The following is a 19,180-nucleotide window of genomic DNA, read 5'->3' on the forward strand; positions in this document are numbered from 1 at the left end:
ATTTTTCTTCTTTTTTCTTAAAAAAAGTTAAAAAACTTTTCATTCACCCATATTATAGCACAAAGCAAACTTTTATCAATTGCTTAAAGTTAATTCAATGTTTTCATACAAAAAAAGCAAGATCATGATAGACCCTGCTCTCTTTTTAATCTTTCTTGTTTATCTTTTTGAGTTTTGATGACTTTTTGACGTGAGAATTCTTCTCTATCTTTTTCATCTAATGCTTCACTAATAAACTTAACAGTTCTTTCAAATTCAGGAATAGAAATATTTTTAAGGGCATTTGCTCTCTTTTGTGTTTTACGAATTGCATTAGCTAAACGATACACAGCATTTTCTATTTCTGCAAGTTTAACAGTTAATTCTTTAACATGGTAGAAGCATCGATAAGCATAGTCAACCTTGGAATTTGCTCTTTCAAAACCATAACCTAAACGAAGGGGTGTTTTTTCGTAAGTGACTTTAGGAATTTCCACTCCCATAACACTTCGATAAGTGACACTAATTCCTTCATCAATAGGAACAGCTTCTACAATATCACTGATAATCCCTAAAGACATATTTGCTTCTTGTAATGCATAATATGCTTTTTGATAAGAATCAGTGATGTCATCTCTAATCATCTTGACATCGTCTAATAAACTCATCATTTCCTTGATTAGAACATTTCTTTTCTTATCCATTAAGTCATATCCTAGATAGGCAAGTTCTAGTGACTTTTTGGTTGCAATTAAATTCCCTTTAGTAGGAAAAACTTGATTAGCCATTATTAACTGCGTCTTGTAGCTCTTTAATCATTGAATCTTCTTGGAGACCAAATTGAGCTACAGCCTTTTCATGATCATAGAATTGTTCTAATACAGCGTTATCAATACGGTCTAATTCACCCTTAGGAAGAACTGATAATAATGTCCATCCTAAATCAAGTGTTTCTTCAATAGATCTATTTGTATTAAACCCTTGGTTAAGGAAATATCTTTCAAATAAACGTCCAAATTCCATATAAGTTTTATCAACTGCTGATAATTCATCTTCACCAATAACTGAAGTCAATGATTTAACATCTTGTACATGCGCATAAGCTGCGAACAATTGGTTAGATACAGCTGAATGGTCAGCTCTTGTATAACCTTCACCAATACCATCTTTCATCAAACGTGATAGTGATGGAAGAACACTAACTGGTGGATAAATACCCATTGCATTCAACTCAGAATCAAGTGTAATTTGTCCTTCAGTAATATATCCAGTTAAGTCAGGAACTGGGTGAGTAATGTCATTGTTAGGCATTGTTAAAATTGGAATTTGTGTTACTGATCCTTTTGCAGATTTCGCAATACCAGCTCTTTCATATAATGAAGCTAAGTCAGAATATAAGTATCCTGGATAACCTTTACGTCCAGGAATTTCACCTTTACTTGATGAGAATTCACGTAAAGCTTCACAATAAGAAGTGACATCAGTATAAACAACCAAAACATGCATATCATGTTCATATGCTAAATATTCAGCAGCTGTTAATGCACATCTAGGTGTTAAAGTACGTTCGATGATTGGGTCATTTGATAAGTTCAAGAACATAACAACCCTTTGCATAACACCAGCTTCTTCAAATGAACGTCTGAAATATTCAGCAACGTCATTTGTAACCCCCATTGCCGCAAAGACAACAGCGAATCCTGTTCCATCGTCATCAGCAACTTTTGCTTGTTTAACGATTTGTACAGCTAATTGATTATGTGGTAAACCAGATCCAGAGAAGATTGGTAATTTTTGTCCACGAATCAATGTTGTTAAACAGTCAATAGATGAAATCCCAGTATTGATATAGTTTCTTGGATATACACGAGCAACTGGATTTAATGGTTGACCATTAATATCCATTGATTTCTCAGCATAAATTTCACCTAATCCATCAATTGGTTTTCCAGCACCTGAGAACACACGTCCCAAGATTTCTTTAGATACTGGTAATTCCATTGGGTGACCTAATAATCTAGTTTTTGTATTGGCAAGAGATAAAGAGTTTGTTCCTTCAAAAACCTGAACAACAACTCTTTCTCCTTCAATTTGAACAATACGTCCTAAACGAGTTGAACCATCTTTACATTGTAATTCGACCATTTCGTCATATGAAGCATCCTTAACATGATCTAATACGACTAATGAACCGTTAATTTCATTCAACCCTACATATTGAAGACTCATAACTTATTCCTCCTTTAGTCTATAGATGCAACAGCTTCATCGATTTCTTTATAATAATCATCAAATAAAGCTAAATTATTGTTAGGAACATCATATTTCATTTTGATAACTCTATCAAAAATACCTGTTTCCAAAATTAAACGAATTGGTTTTCCAGCATTCACAACTTCTTTACCACGTTTATACAAGTATAAGATAACTTCCATCATCTTTAATTGTTTTTCAAGTGGTACATAAGTATCATCTGGATGGAAAGCATTTTGTTGTAAATATCCAACACGGACTAATTTTGCAACTTCAATAATTAATTTTTGATCATCAGGTAAAACGTCAGATCCCATTAATTTAACGATTTCCATTAATTTTGTTTCTTCTGCAAGAATACTTGCTAATTCTTGACGATCTCTTAAGAATTTAGGATCAACATTTTTATTAAACCATCTTTCAAGATCAGGAATATATTCACTATAACTTTGATTCCAGTTAATTGCAAAATAGTGACGTGCATAAGCTAAAGCTTTATCCAAAGCCCAGAATGTACGAACGAAACGTTTTGTATTTTGAGTTACTGGTTCAGAGAAGTCAGATCCTTGAGGAGAAACTGCTCCGATAATTGTAACAGAACCTTTTGTTCCATTTAAGTTATTCATATATCCAGCACGTTCATAGAATTGAGATAAACGTGATGGTAAATAAGCAGGGAAACCTTCTTCAGCTGGCATTTCTTCCAAACGTCCAGAGATTTCACGCAATGCTTCTGCCCAACGTGAAGTTGAGTCAGCCATAATCGCAACATGGTAACCCATATCACGATAATACTCAGCAAGTGTAACACCTGTATAAATAGAAGCTTCACGAGCCGCAACTGGCATGTTAGAAGTGTTAGCAATTAAGACAGTTCTATCAGTTAAAGGTTTATTTGACTTAGGGTCAATTAATTCTCTAAATTCTTCAAGAACTTGAGTCATTTCGTTACCACGTTCTCCACAACCAACATAAACAATAATATCAGCATCACACCATTTTGCAAGTTGGTGTTGAGTCATTGTTTTTCCAGTACCGAATCCACCAGGGATAGCAGCTGTTCCCCCTTTAGCAATTGGGAACAATGTATCAATAACACGTTGACCAGTAATCAGTGGCATAGAAATTGGTAAACGTTTTGTAACAGGTCTAGCTTGTTTAATTGGCCATTTTTGTGTTAATGTACATTCAACAATTTTCCCATCTTCAGTTTCAATTTTCATAACCACATCATCAATTTTATATTGACCATTTGGTGCAGCTTCAATAACTTTTCCTTTTGTATATGGTGAAACCATACACTTATGAGTAATTAAATCAGTTTCAGGGATAGTGGCATAAATATCTCCACCTTTCACTTGATCACCAACTTTAGCAACCATTGTGACATCCCATAATTTTTCCTTATCAAGTGGGTCTACATGACTACCCGTAGGAATAAATGATCCAGATTGTTTAGCTATTTCTTCTAGGGGTCTTTCAATCCCATCAAAAATATTTCTTAGAATACCAGGACCAAGAGTTACAGAAATAGGTTGACCTGTACCAAAAACAGGTTCTCCTGGTTTTAATCCTGTTGTCGTTTCATAAACTTGAATTGTTGTGGCTTCTTTCTTAATGGAAATAACTTCACCAATTAATCTTGCATGACCAACATAAACCATTTCTAGCATTGAAAAGGCATCAGTATCTTTTACTGTAACAACGGGCCCATTGATTGAATAAATTACATTTTCATTCACACTTTTACCCCCTTGTTTTTATCTAATAATTAATCCAGAGTTTTTATTAAACCATTCTTTTTGATTATTTAAAGCAAAATCTAATGTTTCATCAACTACTAAAGAAGATTCCTTATTTTCAATAATAAATCCACCTATTGTAATATCATCACTAGCTTCAACATCAATATCTTGACCAAAAGCTTTCACTAAATCAGCTTTCATGGCTAAATCTTTAGCAGATACATACATAATTGAATGACTATCCTTAAAATCATCAGCTACTTTTTTAATCTTTGATTCCATAAAAGATGCATAATCAGCACTCTTTGTAAAAGCCACTAATTCTTCATGTGCCTTTTCAAAAATAGCTTTAACATATTCATCTCTTTTTTCAATTAATTTCTTTGTTCTTTCAATATGACTTTCAGAAATTTCAGCAGAAGCATTTGAACTCATTTCTTCTTCTTCTTGTTTAAGTTTTAAATCAGCATCTCTTTTTGCTTCAGCTCTCATAGACTCATAAGCTTCATCTTCAAGGGCCTTCACTTCATCAAGAATAGCTTTTTCTTCATTCTTTGCTTGTCTTTCAATTTCATCTTTCATATAGAGAAATACTTGATCAATATTTTGCATAATCTTTCTCTCCTATAGTTTCACACCAATTGCTTCAGATACATAACCATCAATCGTCTCTCCAATTTTAGAGTTTCCATGACGATCAGGTATCTCAGTAATTAATGGTTTTTGTTGTTTTAATTTAATTTCAGATATAATATCTGGACACATATCGACTAATTTTGTAGTGACTAAGATAATCGCAATAGATGAATCTTTCATCTTTGATTGCAATACTTCAAGAAAATCCCTTCTTGTATGCACGACGACACCTTCAATGCCTACAAGTCTTAGTCCCATCAATGTATCAATATTATCGCTGATTAAGAAGAACTTCATATAATCAGACCTTTCTTTTACAAATTATAAAGCGTTGATAATTAAGATAGAAATTAATAACCCGTAAATAGCAACCCCTTCACCTAAGGCAACGAAGATTAAGGCTTTACCGAAGTTATTGTCATTTTCAGAGAAAGCTCCAATAGCAGCAGGAGCAGCAGCAGCTACGGCAATACCAGCACCTAATGCAGAACATCCAGTTGATAAAGCAGCTGCGATGAATCCTAAACCTTGAGCTAATGTTCCAGCAATTGAAGCATCACCAGCGGCAAATGCAGAACCCATAGATAAACATAATGTTAAAGCAACAGCACCAAAGAATCCACCAACATGAGTTAATAAACGCCATTTTGCACTTTCTTTGCTTACTTTAGTAGTAAACATTTTCACTAATGGTAATGATAATAAAACAACAGCAATAGCAGGTAAAATAAACATTAATAAATTCATAATATAATCCTCCAAATATATATTTTTTTATCTTTCTTTAATAGAAGTAAAAGGTTTTCCTTTACCTTCATAATAACGTGAGAACATTTCATAGAACTCAAGACGTAAAACTTGAATACCAACAATCATACCTTCCAAACACATAACGAAGATATTACCAAGAACAGCAACTAAAATATAACCAAAGTTAATAATTCCAGCTCCACCAGCAACCATTTCAGCTAGTGTATAAACAACCATCATCATTCCGGCATGTGATAAAACGAATCCACCAACACGTAAAAATGACATTGTATTGGCAATAAATGTTAACATAACTTCAAATAATTCGAAGAATGATTCAGTAAAGAAAGCTCCGAATCCATGAGGGAACATCTTTTCCCCTTCAAGTTTATAAGTTAATGGTTCTTTTAAGAAAATCATCACGACTGGCATTGCAATAAGTAATGCAATATAAACTGGTCCACCTAATGGAATAGGGAAATCAACCAACATATTTGCAACTAATAATAAGACTGATACATAGAAAACAAGTCCTGCAACACCATTTTGAGAGAACAATAAATCTCCCCAATGTTTCTTTTTAATATTTAATATAATATTAAATACAATAGAAATAATAATTAAGACAACCCCTGTTGCAATAGCCGACATCAATAATGGCATTGTATTTTCAGGTTTCATTGGAAGGAACATTGGTTCCATGAAATGTTCAAACAACGCTTCACTACCAAAGATAGAACCAAAGACAAATCCAAAGATCGTACTTGAAATACCTAAACGCATTCCAACTGCCCCAAGTTGCATACCTTTCCATTTATAGAATAAATATCCAACTAATGATAAAACAACACCTTGACCAATGTCACCAAACATCATACCAAATAAGAAGGTATAACTGATTGCAACTAAATTTGTTGGGTCAAAATCAGTATAAGATGGAACACCATACATTTCAACGAACATTCTAAATGGTCTTGAGAACCAGTTGTTCTTTAATTTTGTAGGTGGTGTTAAACGTGAATCTCCCATTGCTGGTTTGATTTCTACATGTACATCATCTAATGTTTCAAAATCAGCTTTGATGGCTTTTGCTACTTTATCTTCAGCAAATCCATAAACAGCGGCATTTTGTCCAAAGACAACAACATATTTTTGAGCATCATATGTTTCATTCAATTTCGTAGAAACTGAATAAATATGATTCATTTCTTCTAAATTTTCAGCAAACAATTTTTCAATTCTTCCATCAAGAACTTTCAAATAATCTCTTGCTGTATCATCTTCTTCTTTTAATGCATTTAAAGCATCTTGTGGTGTTCCATGAACGAATTCAGGAATATGGATTCTTTCAAAGTATAAAGATGAGAAGATATTGTCAATTTCAGGAGCTTTACTTTGGGTTGTAATATAACCACAATAAGTATCTTTTGTTCCTTTATGAAGAATCTTAAATAAGAATTGTTGTTCTCCATAATATTTTAATTTATCCAAATTAACGGTTGGAATTCTCCCAAAACGAACTTGTAAATACTTACAATTAAACAAGCTATCAAAATCAATATCAGCATCAATCATATGTGATAATTGAGAAATTGTTGATTCATTTTCTTCAATCATCGTACTCAAGTCTTCTTTAACCTTTTCAATCTTTGCTGCTTGTTCTAATACATTACAAAAGAATGTATCTGCTTGAATAATGTTAATTCTTGTACTGTCAACATTTTGACATTTTAAATTTAAATGATATTTATCTCTTGCTTCTTCCATACGAGCAATTAAATCAGCATACGGATTTTCACGATTTAAAACTGATAATCCTTGTACAGAATCAGCAAATTTTGAAGCCGGTTCTGGATGAAAATCATCAAGATTGATAAGTTTCATTAACACAGCATCATATTGAGATGCTGGAAATTCAATTTCCAGAAGCTTCAATTTTGCTATTGCCATAAGTTTCTCCCTTCCTTAACGTGTTGATCTTTTTTTCATAATTGATTTAACGAAAATCAATACTAGGCAAGCAACGATTACAATAGCAAATGGCATGATTGGCAAGTTCATATGTGCCTCAAATGCACATCCCAAATAAACTAATACTGCATAAACAACAATCAAACCACAAATTCCCTTCATTGAGAGAACTCTTTCAACTGTAGAATTTTGTAAATACATCTTCTTAAATGCATTAATCGTATAAGTTCCAGCAATCAAAAGAACAAGACCATCAATAATTTTATAAATTGTTGATAGTGGCAATGCTATTGCAGGATATAGACTGATTGTATAGAATACATCTCCATAAATAAGTCCTCCTAGCAAGGTTGCTATACCAAGAGAAAGAAATAATGGACCCATTTTTTTCTTTCTCATAAGAAGTCCAAGCAATGCTAACACAGCTCCAACTCCTAAATCCCCCAAAAAGATACCAAAGACAGCATAGTATAGGAATGCAAATGCAATTGTTGTATCAATAACATCTGCTTGTTTCACTTTACTAACAGCTTCAAATGGTTTGACAATTTTTGCATTATGCACAACAGTTGGTGCAACAACTTGCTGATGATCTAAGATATCAGCTGGTAATTGTTGATATTCCATACTTGATATTGATGAGAATCTTGCTTTAAATTCATCAACAATACGCGTTGGAAGGAAACCATAAATTGCACATTTACTCTGATAATCTACAACAAAGACTTTATATGCTTCAATTCTTTGTAAGAAAGAAGCGGTTGAATAAAGTTTTAATAAATCAACTTTGTTAGTTTCTCTTAAAATTGTCATTTTTTGATCCATACGCAAGATATATTCTTGCATTGCACGAATCTCATCATCTAATTCCTTCTTTGCATCATCTAACTTACCATGCACAAATGAAGGAATTTCAATTTCTTCAAACCCTAACGCTTGGAAGATGTTATCAACTTCTAACAATAAGTTATTCGTTACAATATAACAACACCAAACATAATTGTGATCTTCACCTAATTTATTGAATATAAATGGTCGACCTTCATAATACTTAATCTTATCAAGATTTTGTCTTTTAAAGCGTCCAAATCTTGCTTTCATATATTGACTCTCAGCTAATTGATCTAAATTAACTTCTGATAAAGTCAAACGATTTAACATTTCTAATGTTTTTTCATTTTCTTCTTTTTCTTGAATCAATTGATCTTGAACATCTTTAATCTTTTTAATTTCTTCTTCCATTTCTTTAAGATAAGCATCATTCTTATCATAATTTAAAGAATAGTCAGGAGACAAATCTCGATTTAAATCTAACTTTATATCAGATGCAATCTGAATCAAACGATCTAACATCTTTGTATAAACATTGTCTTCTTGTAAAGCATGTACACCTTTGACGTTATTGACAATCTTTGAAGCAGATTGAGGATAAAAGTACTTTGAATCTTTAAGTTTAAATAAAACCTGATCTAAATCTTGACGATCAAAAGTCATATTTAACAATACCATTTCTTCTATAGCCATAAAATTACCCCCTAATAGATTAACATCGATTCGATTTGACTCGGTGCCTCTCCATATCTTAAACCTTCGATAATATGTTTAAGATTATCAATTTCTACTTGATATACAATTTTATACGTCATATATACCAAAGCACTATCAGTTGAAAAACGCATAAAGCGTTTAGCTAAATGATATCTAATTTTCTCTGTATAATATTCTATATAGACAAATTCATGATCATCTACATATAACTTATAAGGAGATTCAGCAAGTTTCTTTAACAATTCGCTTGCATCTTTGGTTTCAATCAATTCATCCATAACACTTTTAGGAATACGACTGTATTCAGTAAAAAGGGTTTCTCTGATTTGATCTGGTGACGCATTAAAATATTTCTTTAAACGATATATCTTTGTAATATTTTGTAACTCTATAGAGGTATTGATCATTGTTAATAAATCTTTACGTTTTTTTCCTTTAAACAATTTATTGACTGTATCAACATACTCTGCGTAATAAATATGTTTTAATTCTAATTCTAACATATTAGAATCAAGTGGTTTATCATCTTCTGGTTTAAATTTAAGTAATGCATTATAATACTTTGTTCCTCTTAAAACGATTAACAAACTATCATAATCATTAATTGCTAATAAACCATACAAATCAAAACTTGCATATTTATTTAAATAGTCGGGGATTTCTATTTCATATCCAGTGTAATAATCTGAATCAATTAATCTTGCTTTTGTTAAAATTAATTGTATTTCTAATTCTGTTACACCTAATCGATAGAATTCCAATTCTTTTTTTGAAGCAAATCTCATTAATCGATCTAATCTTAAGAAGATTTCCTTATTTAATAAAGCTTCTAATTGTCCACGGTGAATATTCACTTCTTTTATATCAGAAAGAATTTCACTATAGGCAGTATCACTCTTGAGATAAGCGACCAAATCATTAATACTTCTTCTTTTTAATAGTTCTTCGTAATTCTGCTCTGTTAACCTACGTGAATACATAGCTCTTGCTTTAGCTAGAATCGCATTTGATGAAAAAGAACTCATACGCTCACCTCTCCTCTAAATTTCTTTACAACGACTAACAATGGTAGAAACCCATTCATCTTTATTCTTCTCGTAAAGACTTGAGAGTTGGTTCAGTGATTCTTTGTACTCTTGTTCATTTTTGGCTTTTGTTTCTTGAATCTGTGCTTCTAACTCTTTTTTATGAGCATCAACTTTAACTTGATATTCTTTTACAAAAGAGTCATAGATTTCTTTTTTCTTAGCACTCATACTAGATTGAACATCTTGCTTTTTCTTGCGTGCTTCTTCAACCTTTTGGGAGCACTCTAAATCTACTGCAACAATATCCTGAATAATCTTGTCCAAAATAATCCCTCCTCACTTTATCCTTTATTCTCAAATAGTTTACTCCTATTCTTTTGACATTTCAAGCAAAATAGCATTTTGTTAATGAGATTAAAATTTATCCTTAATTCACCTTATAAAAAACGCTTATTTTATGCTTTAAATATCATTTTTAAAGAACATTGCAACGATAAAATAAAATGTCTTTTTTGCCAATATACAAATCATCATTTCTATCCTAAAATTAGACAAACTATAAAATTTGTCTAAAAGAAAACATGTGAATCTGTATCACATGTTCTTTTCTTTTGGCGCTTTAAACATCATATAAACTGGAACCGCCAATAAAACACTTCCACCTATGATATTTCCAATTGTTGAAAGAAGCATATGTAAAGGCATTAAGCTCCAATCAACCGTATTCCCTAATTGAGTCATCCCCATTGCAAAAATTCCACCATTCGCAACACAGTGTTCAAATCCTGGTAAAACAAATGTCATAACCAAAATCATAACAATAATTAATTTAGCTGTATCATCCTTCACTTTCACACCAGAATAAGCTGCGACACACACAATGAAATTACATAAGATTCCTCTAATCAGCAATTCCACAGCATTAAAATGAAGTTTTGCTTCCATAATTCCTTTTAAATAAGGTGTCATAATCGCCTCTTGAGACCCACCTTTAATAAATAGAAAACAAATAAAAGCAATTCCTACCATATTACCAATATAACAAGTTATCCACATTGGTAAAATATCTCTCACCTTTAATTCTTTTTTTAACACTGGCATAATAGTCACAAAACAATTTCCTGTAAACAATTCTGCTCCTAAATAAATAATCGCAACCAAACCAATTCCAAAAGTTCCAGCTACCGCAATTTTTCCAACCACACTATGATCACTTAAAAGTGCTCCTAATGTATAAGATAAAATCGCTGCCAATCCTAAATAAGCACCTGCCATAAATGCTCTTACAAAAAAACGTAATGGATCAGTTTTCATTAACTGATACTTAATCTTCCCTAGCTTACAAAGCATATCAACGTCACTTATCATAATGTCCCCCTTTAAACCACAGTTATTATAGCGAAAGATGCTCTATATTTCAATTATTTCCAAATTTTATTTGTCTTTTGTGAATTTGTATGTTATTCTATACAAGAAATCATGACACTGGTTCGAGAGCCAAACCCAGTATAAAAAACTAAGGACATAACGATAAGATGGCTCTGCCATCTTTTTTATGTCTGGCTTCTAACTGTACTTTAGAAGGAGGAAACGAAAATTGAATAAAAAAATGAAAGTGCAAATTGTTATTGCAATGGGAATTGTTTTAAATGTTCTAGGAGCATTTATTGCTATGAGTTTTTCCATTCCATTCTATATGGATTCCATTGGAACAATACTTGTAGCAGGATTATTAGGTCCTAAATATGCCATGTTAACAGGTGTATTAGGAAGTCTAACAAGTGGAATGACATTTGATATGTATTCTTTCTATTATGCCCCTGTTCAATTATTAACAGGATTTTTTGCTGGAATACTTTATCATGGTCCTTGGCTAAAAGGATGGAAAACATTCATCGGTTCTATCTTAGTAGGTGTTCCTACATCAATTGCTAGTGCGATAATTACTGCGATGTTGTTTAGAGGTATCACTTCTGGTTCAAGTAGTGCTATCGTTGTTGTTTTAAATCATCTTGGTCTTAATTTAGTATTCAGTATATTTATTGTTCAGATTTTTACTGATTACACAGATAAGTTATTAGCTGTCATGTTAACAAAGATGATTATTGAAAGAGGTCATCTATATGAGAAATGGGGGATTCCATGGAAAGATACAATCGTATTACCGACAAAATCAAAAGAGAAATTGTACTCTTAAAAGCTAAACCTTGTGCTTGGTCTAAATGTACATTCTGTGATTATATTGAAGATAACTCAACCTGTCTTGAAGAAATGATTCAAATAAATGATGAAGTTTTAAATCATGTAACAGGAGAATATGGTGTTTTAGAAGTCATTGATTCTGCCAGTATCTTTGAATTACCTCAAGAGACATTAGAAAAAATCAAACAAATTATTATTAATAAACATATTCATACTTTATTTTTTGAAAGTCATTGGATTTATCGTCACCGAGTTCAACAAATGAAAGATTTCTTTGGTATTCAAGTCATTGTTAAAACTGGTGTTGAAACTTTTGATGATGATTTTAGAAATAAAGTTCTAAATAAAAATGCTACCTTCCAATCAATTGAAGAATTAAAACAATATTTTGATTCTCCTTGCCTGATGGTTGGTATCAAAGGACAAACAAAAGAAATGATTGATCGAGATATGTCTATCTTAACCAATCACTTCAATCATGGAACGATAAGTATTTATCGTAATAATTCTACACCAATTAAACGTGATGATGAATTAATTCATTGGTTTATGAACAAATATAGTTATTTACAAGTAGATCCTCGTTATGATTTCTTATGTGATCCTACTGATTTTGGTGTTGGTGATTAAAATATGCACATTTAAGAATTATTTCTTAAGTGTGCTTTTATTTTTCCTTCTATTCAAATAACCAATAAGATAAATCCTCCGAAATCTCTAATCCTAATTTACTTTGTAAATTCAAAGAAGCGATATTTCCCTCAATAACCTGACAATAAGGAATCTTTCCTTTTTCCAAACAATCATTAATTAAATAGCTCTCTAACAATGTTCCATATCCTCTTTGACGATATTTAGGTACAACCTCTAAGATTCCCATACTCCCTTCATCATGCATTCCAATAAAACCAGCCAAATCATTATTTTCAAACAATCCCCATAATTCTTGATGATTAATTTTATCCATAATATAATCCAAATCATCCATCTGATGATATGCTTGATTGACTTCTTGAGCATAATCTTCAGTTAATAATCGAATGCAAACAGAGGATGGTAATTCAATCACCGGTTTTTCTTTCTTTAAATAAACTGCTTGATAACATCCAAATTGCAAAGTCTTGCCATACTCAGCAACTAATAAATCAGCTATCTCTTTTTGTTTAACATCAATAAGATCATATTTCACTAAATTTTCTTTTTCATATATTTTTACAAATTTTTCTATGTCATTCATAGAAATCATTAAAGTTTGACTACGTCTCTCGACTAAAATCATCCCTTCCTTACCCTCATAAATTATTTCTACATGATTTAAACGTAAGGGTTCTAACATATCTATATCATTCACTTGATTCAACATTTTTTCACCTACTTTTTTCTATTATACAATATTTTTAGAAAAGATATGAAATATTACAAGTTTTCTTTCCTTTTAAGAAAAAAACTTGGGGTTTATAACAAATTCATATATAATGAAAATCGAGGTGAGCATATGAAACTATTAGCAAGTGATTTTGATAACACATTATGGTTTAATGATCATATGAAAGAAGAAGATGTCAAAGCTATCTTAGCATTTCAAAAACAGGGAAATCTTTTTGGTGTATGTAGTGGTAGATGCTTACATGGGATTGTTAATCCAAGTTTACCTTATCACCTTAATCATGACTTTTATATTTTACTAAGTGGCGCCCTTATATTAAATAAGGATAAGGAAGTTATCTTTGAAAGACAAATTCCACTTTCACTCGTTCAAGAAATCTATGATTTTGTAGAACATATTGATATGTCAATAGTGTATAACGATACAATGTATAAAATATATCAAGTGAAAAAGAATGATTATCATGGTGTAGAACTTGATTCATTGAATGAACTACAAACCGATATGGTGAGTGCTTTCTCATTTCATTATGAATTAGATCAAATTGATCAAGCTACATTAACAACCCAAAAGATATTAGCTCAGTTTGGTGACGTGATTGAAGCTTATCAAAATAATCAACATATTGATTTAGTAGCTAAGGGATGTTCTAAAGGACATGGTATGCAAATTATCCAAGATTATTTTGATTTATCACCAAAAGATATCTATGGAATTGGTGATTCATGGAATGATTTACCAATGCTTGATGCGATTGAAAATGGTTATACTTTTACTTATGCTCCTAAGGAAGTAAAAAAACATGCAAAAAAAGTTGTGACAAGTGTTGCAGAATGTATTTATGATATAAAAAACATAAAATAATTTTGCATTTTCCAAAATATGAATATAATTATTTGATTATTTCAAAAATATATGATTATAAATTTGACAAATGTATACAAAAATGCTATTATCAATGCAATAACAAAGGAGGATGCGTCTCAATGATAAAAACTATTAACAGTTCCAAAACCATAATGTGTTTGATATATTGTTAATAGGAGACTGTCTTTGTTTATAGTTGAAAAGCAAGAAAGCCTCATTAATAGATATGAGACTTTTTTTATTAGAGGGGGAGTCATATGAAAATCGGTGTCGTTGGTCTAGGAACAGTTGGTTTTGGTGTTGTTGAAATCTTAACACAACAAAAAGAAAGACTAGAAAAGCAAATTGGTGAAGAAGTTACTGTTAAATATGGTTGTTCATTAGATGAAGTGACATTACCTGAAGGTATTATTTATACTCAAGATTTTAATGATGTCATTAATGATGATGAAGTTGATGTTGTTGTAGAATTAATTGGTGGAACAACTATTGCTAAAAAGATTATTATAGAAGCTTTAAAAAAAGGTAAAAATGTTGTAACAGCAAATAAAGCTTTAATTGCTCATGATGGACAAGAAATTTTTGAAACCGCTGCTAAGCATCATGCTAAATTTTATTATGAAGCATCAGTTGGTGGTGGAATCCCAGTTGTTGTCCCAGCAAAAGAAGATTTGATTGCTAATGAGATTGAAAAAATTGAAGGAATTTTAAATGGAACAACAAACTTTATTTTAACTTTAATGGAAACTGATAATCTTGATTTTGATGAAGCATTAACTATTGCTGATGGATTAGGATATGTTGAAGCTGATGCAAGTTTGGATTTAGATGGTATTGATGCCGCACATAAAATTCAAATTCTGGCTATGAATGCATTTGAAATCTTCTTTGACTTTGATAAAATTAAAGCAACAGGAATCCGTTCAGTCACTAAAAAGGATATGGATTATGCTAAAAAATTAGGTTATCGTATTAAATTAATTGCACAAGCTAAAAAAATAGAAAATGGATATGGCATTGATGTTTCTCCAACTTTAATTAGTCTAAAAGACATGGTTGCAAATGTCAATCAAGCATATAATGTAGTAGAGATAACTTGTAACTATTTAGAAAATGTTCTTTTCTATGGAAAAGGAGCAGGACGTTATGTCACAGCGAGTGCTGTTGTCAGTGATATCATGAAAACACATCAGCAAGATATGTGGAAACATGATTATCAATATGTTGAAAATATTTATCCAATTACTAAGTCTAAATATTATGTAAGATGTGATCATTCTTTAGATATTGATTATGAAACATATTTCTCACAAGATCATGATCATATCTATATTACAAATCAAATTGAGTTAAATGATCTTCTTGAACAGTTACAAGGTGAAACATATAACTTATTCAAAGTGAGGGGTTAAAATGAAAGTTATTGTCCAAAAATTTGGTGGTACCTCAACACGTAGTGTAGAAACACGTGAACATATGTATAAAAATATTATTCGTGAATTAGAAGCTGGAAATAAAGTTGTTGCTGTGGTGAGTGCAATGGGAAGATATGATGATCCTTATGCAACTGATACTTTGCTTTCAATTGTCAATACTGATGAGTTAACTGATGAAGAAATTGATCGTTTAACAAGTATTGGTGAAACTATTTCAACACTTGTTTGTAAAAGTGAGTTATCTAAAATGGGATACAATGTTGAAACTGTAACCAATGTAGAACTTGGAATACAAACAGATTCACATCATATGAATGCTACAATTACAACGGTTGAAGGTCATCATATTCAAGAGAAATTAAGTCGTGCAGATATTGTGATTTGCCCTGGTTTTCAAGGTTATTCACAAAAAGGTAAAGTTACAACATTAGGACGTGGTGGAAGTGATTTATCAGCTGTTGCAATTGGGGTTGCCATTGATGCGAGTGAAGTTGAAATTTATAGTGATGTCAATGGAATATATACAGCTGATCCAAGAATCGTTCCAGATGCGATTAAATTAGATTATATTAGTTATGCTGAAATGCTTGAACTTTCTAAAAACGGGGCTAAGGTTTTAAATCATAGATGTGTTCAGTTAGCAGCAAAGCATGATATTGTTATTCATGCAAGAAGCTCGTTTGATGCGAGTCAGGGAACATATGTGTTAGGAGATGAGAGAATCATGAAAGACCATTTAAATCAATTAATTATTTCAGGAATTACAGGTTCACAAAATGAAGCCCGTGTCACACTTGTTGGTGTTGATGCAAAGGTCAATGGTGCAGGTCAATTATTTGAAAAGATTGCTGATGCCAATGTTAATGTTAATGTTTTTAATCAAGCACTCGTTGGTGGAGGAAAGATGGATATTTCTTTAATTATCAATGATAAAGATGTTCCTGCAGTTGTAGAAGTGATTAATGATTTAAAAGAAATATTAAAACCACAAAAGACAATTGTGAGAGGTAATATTGGTAAAGTTGCTGTTATTGGTGTGGGTATTAAAAACAATAAGGGAATGTTCCAAAAGGTTTATAATACTTTAATGAGCAATGATATTAATGTAGAAATGACATCTTGTAGTGAAATTAATATTTCTTGTTATATTGATAGAGATGATGTAAAAAAAGCGCAAGTTTTATTACATGAAGCATTCTTAGGTTAGGGAGGATATAAAAATGAAAAAATATAAAGTTGCTATTGTAGGTGCTACTGGTGCTGTAGGGAGAGAAATGTTGAGATGTATTTTTCAATTCAATTTTCCTTTTGAAAGTCTTAAATTATTAGCTTCAGCAAGAAGTGCTGGTAAAGTGATTGAATTTGAAGGACAAGAATTTGTTGTAGAAGAATTAACTGAAAATTCATTTGAAGGTGTTGATGTGGCATTTTGGAGTGCTGGAGGAAGTATTTCTGAAAAATATATGCCTTATGCAGTAAAAGCAGGATGTATCAATATTGATAACACATCTCATTTTAGAATGGATCCAGAAGTTCCTTTAGTTGTACCTGAAGTGAATGCTGAGGCATTAAAAGATCATAAAGGAATTATTGCTAATCCAAATTGTACTACAATTATTATGGCAAGTGCTTTAAATCGTTTAAATGAATATTTTGATATTGAAAGAATTGTTGTTTCTACATATCAAGCTGTTTCTGGTGCAGGAGTTGCTGGTATGGAAGAACTTTATAGACAATCACAAGAGGTTTTAGATGGTAAAGAACCAGTTGCTAAAACATTACCTTGTGCTTCAGATAAAAAACATTATCCAATTGCATTCAACTGTATTCCACAAGTTGATAAGTTTGATTTAGATAATGCTTTTACTAAAGAAGAAATGAAGATGGTTAATGAAACAAAGAAAATCTTTAATAAAGATATTAAAGTTAATGCCACTTGTGTTCGTGTACCTGTTTTAAGAGGTCATAGTGAATCTGTTTATATTGAAACAAAGAAACCTCTTGATATGGATAAAGTCTTTGAATTATTATCTGATTCTCATGGTGTTGATTTATATGATGATATTGAGAATCAAATTTATCCAATGGCAACATTATTCATTGGTGATGAATTAGTGCATGTAGGACGTGTAAGAAAAGATTTAGATAATGATCATGGATTAAGTATGTGGATTGTTTCTGATCAATTGATGAAGGGTGCCGCTTATAACTCAGTAGATATTGGTTTAAAAATGATTGAAATGGGTCTATTATAGTGTCAACTTATTTAATACCTATTCAAGTAGCGATGATTGTTTTTCCATTCATCGCTTTTTGTTTAACATTACCTTATGTTATTCACCAATATCATAAATATGGTTCCATTCCTATTTTAAGAACTCTTATCATTTTTTCTTTTATCTATTATCTTATTAATGCTTATTTTATGACTATATTACCTTTACCATCTGTTGAAGAAGTCTCTAAAATGACTTCACCAACTATGTCTCTTGTCCCTTTTACTGCCTTAAAAGATATCGTATCTTCATCACCTTTTATTTATAACGACCCTTCTACATATCTTCCTGCTTTAACTCAACCTATGATGCGAGTGACATTATTTAATATATTATTAACACTCCCTTTTGGTATTTATTTACGATATTATTTCCAATATAGTTTCAAAAAAACTGTACTCTTTACATTTTTATTATCATTGTCTTTTGAACTGATTCAATTGAGTGCCCTATTTGGCTATTATCCTCGACCTTATCGCTTATTTGAAGTAGATGACCTTATCACCAATACCTTAGGAGGAATATTGGGATATGCGATTTGTCCACTATTTGCTAGGGTTCTGCCAACAAGAGAAAAGTTAGATGTTATTGCATATGAAAAAGGACAAAAAGTTTCTAAACCTAGAAAATTCTTTGCCTTCTTAATTGATTTTATTTTGATGATAACTTGTTTATTACTTTTTAAATTCTTTCATGTATCTTATCATATAAGTTACTTTATTGTTGCTATAATACTATATATCATTTTACCATTTATTCATCATGGTCAAACTATTGGTAAATTCTTAACTAAGATTGCTTTAGAAAGCCAAGATAAAACAAAGAAATATCAATATCTCATTCATTATATTCCATTGTACTTATTGATATTCCCTACCCCATATTATATTTATCAGCTTTTACAATTAACTTCAAAAGTCAATCCTATTCTTTGCTATATGAGTATTATTTTGCTTATCATTATTTTCTTTCTTACTATATGTCAATATATTCTTTCATTCTTTTCATCATCACAAATGTGGTTTGATTATTTTTCACATTTACATCATATTTCACTAACAAAAGCAAAAATGTAATAGACTATTGCCTATTACATTTTTTA

Annotated in this window: 19 protein-coding genes and 1 riboswitch; of the genes, 7 read left to right on the plus strand and 12 right to left on the minus strand. The window is 31.2% G+C overall.

All coding sequences use genetic code 11. The annotated features are described in order from the left end of the window. Positions 1-122: 122 nt before the first annotated feature. From EDD60_RS14275 to EDD60_RS14325, 11 genes are all read right to left on the minus strand, one after another. On the minus strand, positions 123-767 hold the full coding sequence (locus EDD60_RS14275; RefSeq protein WP_066450159.1) for a V-type ATP synthase subunit D: 645 nt from the start codon (positions 765-767) through the stop codon (positions 123-125). Beyond that, positions 760-2,208, minus strand: coding sequence for a V-type ATP synthase subunit B (locus EDD60_RS14280; RefSeq protein ID WP_066450162.1), 1,449 nt, complete (start codon positions 2,206-2,208; stop codon positions 760-762). The genes EDD60_RS14275 and EDD60_RS14280 overlap by 8 nt, the downstream gene beginning before the upstream one ends. A gap of 14 nt (positions 2,209-2,222) precedes the next feature. After that, positions 2,223-3,974, minus strand: coding sequence for a V-type ATP synthase subunit A (locus tag EDD60_RS14285; RefSeq protein ID WP_132226516.1), 1,752 nt, complete (start codon positions 3,972-3,974; stop codon positions 2,223-2,225). A gap of 18 nt (positions 3,975-3,992) precedes the next feature. Continuing rightward, a complete protein-coding gene (locus EDD60_RS14290; protein WP_066450165.1) occupies positions 3,993-4,589 on the minus strand; it encodes a V-type ATP synthase subunit E in 597 nt (198 codons plus the stop codon). Between the two features lie 12 nt (positions 4,590-4,601). Next, positions 4,602-4,910: a V-type ATP synthase subunit F gene (locus EDD60_RS14295; RefSeq protein WP_066450168.1), complete on the minus strand. Its 309-nt coding sequence runs from the start codon at positions 4,908-4,910 to the stop codon at positions 4,602-4,604. Between the two features lie 24 nt (positions 4,911-4,934). After that, positions 4,935-5,360, minus strand: a complete 426-nt coding sequence (locus tag EDD60_RS14300) for an ATP synthase subunit C (RefSeq protein WP_066450171.1) — start codon at positions 5,358-5,360, stop codon at positions 4,935-4,937. A gap of 27 nt (positions 5,361-5,387) precedes the next feature. Next, positions 5,388-7,313, minus strand: coding sequence for a V-type ATP synthase subunit I (locus EDD60_RS14305; protein ID WP_132226517.1), 1,926 nt, complete (start codon positions 7,311-7,313; stop codon positions 5,388-5,390). 15 nt (positions 7,314-7,328) lie between these two features. Beyond that, complete coding sequence (locus tag EDD60_RS14310) at positions 7,329-8,858, minus strand: V-type ATP synthase subunit I (RefSeq protein ID WP_132226518.1); 1,530 nt, start codon at positions 8,856-8,858, stop codon at positions 7,329-7,331. Between the two features lie 11 nt (positions 8,859-8,869). Further along, a complete protein-coding gene (locus EDD60_RS14315) occupies positions 8,870-9,907 on the minus strand; it encodes a V-type ATPase subunit (RefSeq protein WP_066450175.1) in 1,038 nt (345 codons plus the stop codon). A 15-nt stretch (positions 9,908-9,922) separates the two neighbouring features. Then, entirely contained in the window at positions 9,923-10,234 is a 312-nt protein-coding gene (locus EDD60_RS14320; protein WP_066450177.1) for a hypothetical protein, read from the minus strand. A 270-nt stretch (positions 10,235-10,504) separates the two neighbouring features. Further along, positions 10,505-11,278 carry a formate/nitrite transporter family protein gene (locus EDD60_RS14325; RefSeq protein WP_066450179.1) on the minus strand — a complete coding sequence of 258 codons (774 nt, stop codon included), beginning with the start codon at positions 11,276-11,278 and terminating at the stop codon, positions 10,505-10,507. Between the two features lie 111 nt (positions 11,279-11,389). Beyond that, a riboswitch (PreQ1 riboswitch) is annotated at positions 11,390-11,436 on the plus strand. A 71-nt stretch (positions 11,437-11,507) separates the two neighbouring features. Between EDD60_RS14325 and EDD60_RS14330 the strand changes: the two genes are divergently transcribed. Together EDD60_RS14330 and EDD60_RS14335 are read left to right on the plus strand one after the other, a co-directional pair. Further along, complete coding sequence (locus tag EDD60_RS14330; protein WP_066450181.1) at positions 11,508-12,107, plus strand: ECF transporter S component; 600 nt, start codon at positions 11,508-11,510, stop codon at positions 12,105-12,107. Next, positions 12,053-12,742 carry a radical SAM protein gene (locus tag EDD60_RS14335; RefSeq protein WP_066450182.1) on the plus strand — a complete coding sequence of 230 codons (690 nt, stop codon included), beginning with the start codon at positions 12,053-12,055 and terminating at the stop codon, positions 12,740-12,742. Before EDD60_RS14330 ends, EDD60_RS14335 begins: the two co-directional genes overlap by 55 nt. A 49-nt stretch (positions 12,743-12,791) precedes the next feature. Here EDD60_RS14335 and EDD60_RS14340 read toward each other — a convergent pair whose 3' ends face one another. Then, the gene (locus EDD60_RS14340) at positions 12,792-13,475 is read right to left on the minus strand and encodes a GNAT family N-acetyltransferase (RefSeq protein ID WP_066450188.1); all 684 of its coding nucleotides are present in this window, start codon (positions 13,473-13,475) and stop codon (positions 12,792-12,794) included. Positions 13,476-13,607: 132 nt separating this feature from the next. Between EDD60_RS14340 and EDD60_RS14345 the strand changes: the two genes are divergently transcribed. The 5 genes from EDD60_RS14345 to EDD60_RS14365 all read left to right on the plus strand — a co-directional run bounded on the left by EDD60_RS14345 (position 13,608) and on the right by EDD60_RS14365 (position 19,154). Then, positions 13,608-14,363 (plus strand): HAD-IIB family hydrolase, encoded by a 756-nt coding sequence (locus EDD60_RS14345; RefSeq protein WP_066450189.1) that lies wholly within the window; start codon positions 13,608-13,610, stop codon positions 14,361-14,363. A 260-nt stretch (positions 14,364-14,623) separates the two neighbouring features. Next, the gene (locus tag EDD60_RS14350) at positions 14,624-15,778 is read left to right on the plus strand and encodes a homoserine dehydrogenase (protein WP_066450190.1); all 1,155 of its coding nucleotides are present in this window, start codon (positions 14,624-14,626) and stop codon (positions 15,776-15,778) included. Position 15,779: 1 nt separating this feature from the next. Next, positions 15,780-17,009 carry an aspartate kinase gene (locus EDD60_RS14355; protein WP_066450193.1) on the plus strand — a complete coding sequence of 410 codons (1,230 nt, stop codon included), beginning with the start codon at positions 15,780-15,782 and terminating at the stop codon, positions 17,007-17,009. Positions 17,010-17,022: 13 nt separating this feature from the next. Continuing rightward, positions 17,023-18,057: an aspartate-semialdehyde dehydrogenase gene (locus EDD60_RS14360; protein WP_066450195.1), complete on the plus strand. Its 1,035-nt coding sequence runs from the start codon at positions 17,023-17,025 to the stop codon at positions 18,055-18,057. After that, positions 18,057-19,154 (plus strand): VanZ family protein, encoded by a 1,098-nt coding sequence (locus EDD60_RS14365; RefSeq protein WP_066450198.1) that lies wholly within the window; start codon positions 18,057-18,059, stop codon positions 19,152-19,154. The genes EDD60_RS14360 and EDD60_RS14365 overlap by 1 nt, the downstream gene beginning before the upstream one ends. The last annotated feature ends 26 nt before the right edge of the window (positions 19,155-19,180 follow it).

Source organism: Longibaculum muris, from assembly GCF_004343035.1.
GTDB classification, from domain to species: Bacteria; Bacillota_I; Bacilli_A; order Erysipelotrichales; family Coprobacillaceae; genus Longibaculum; species Longibaculum muris.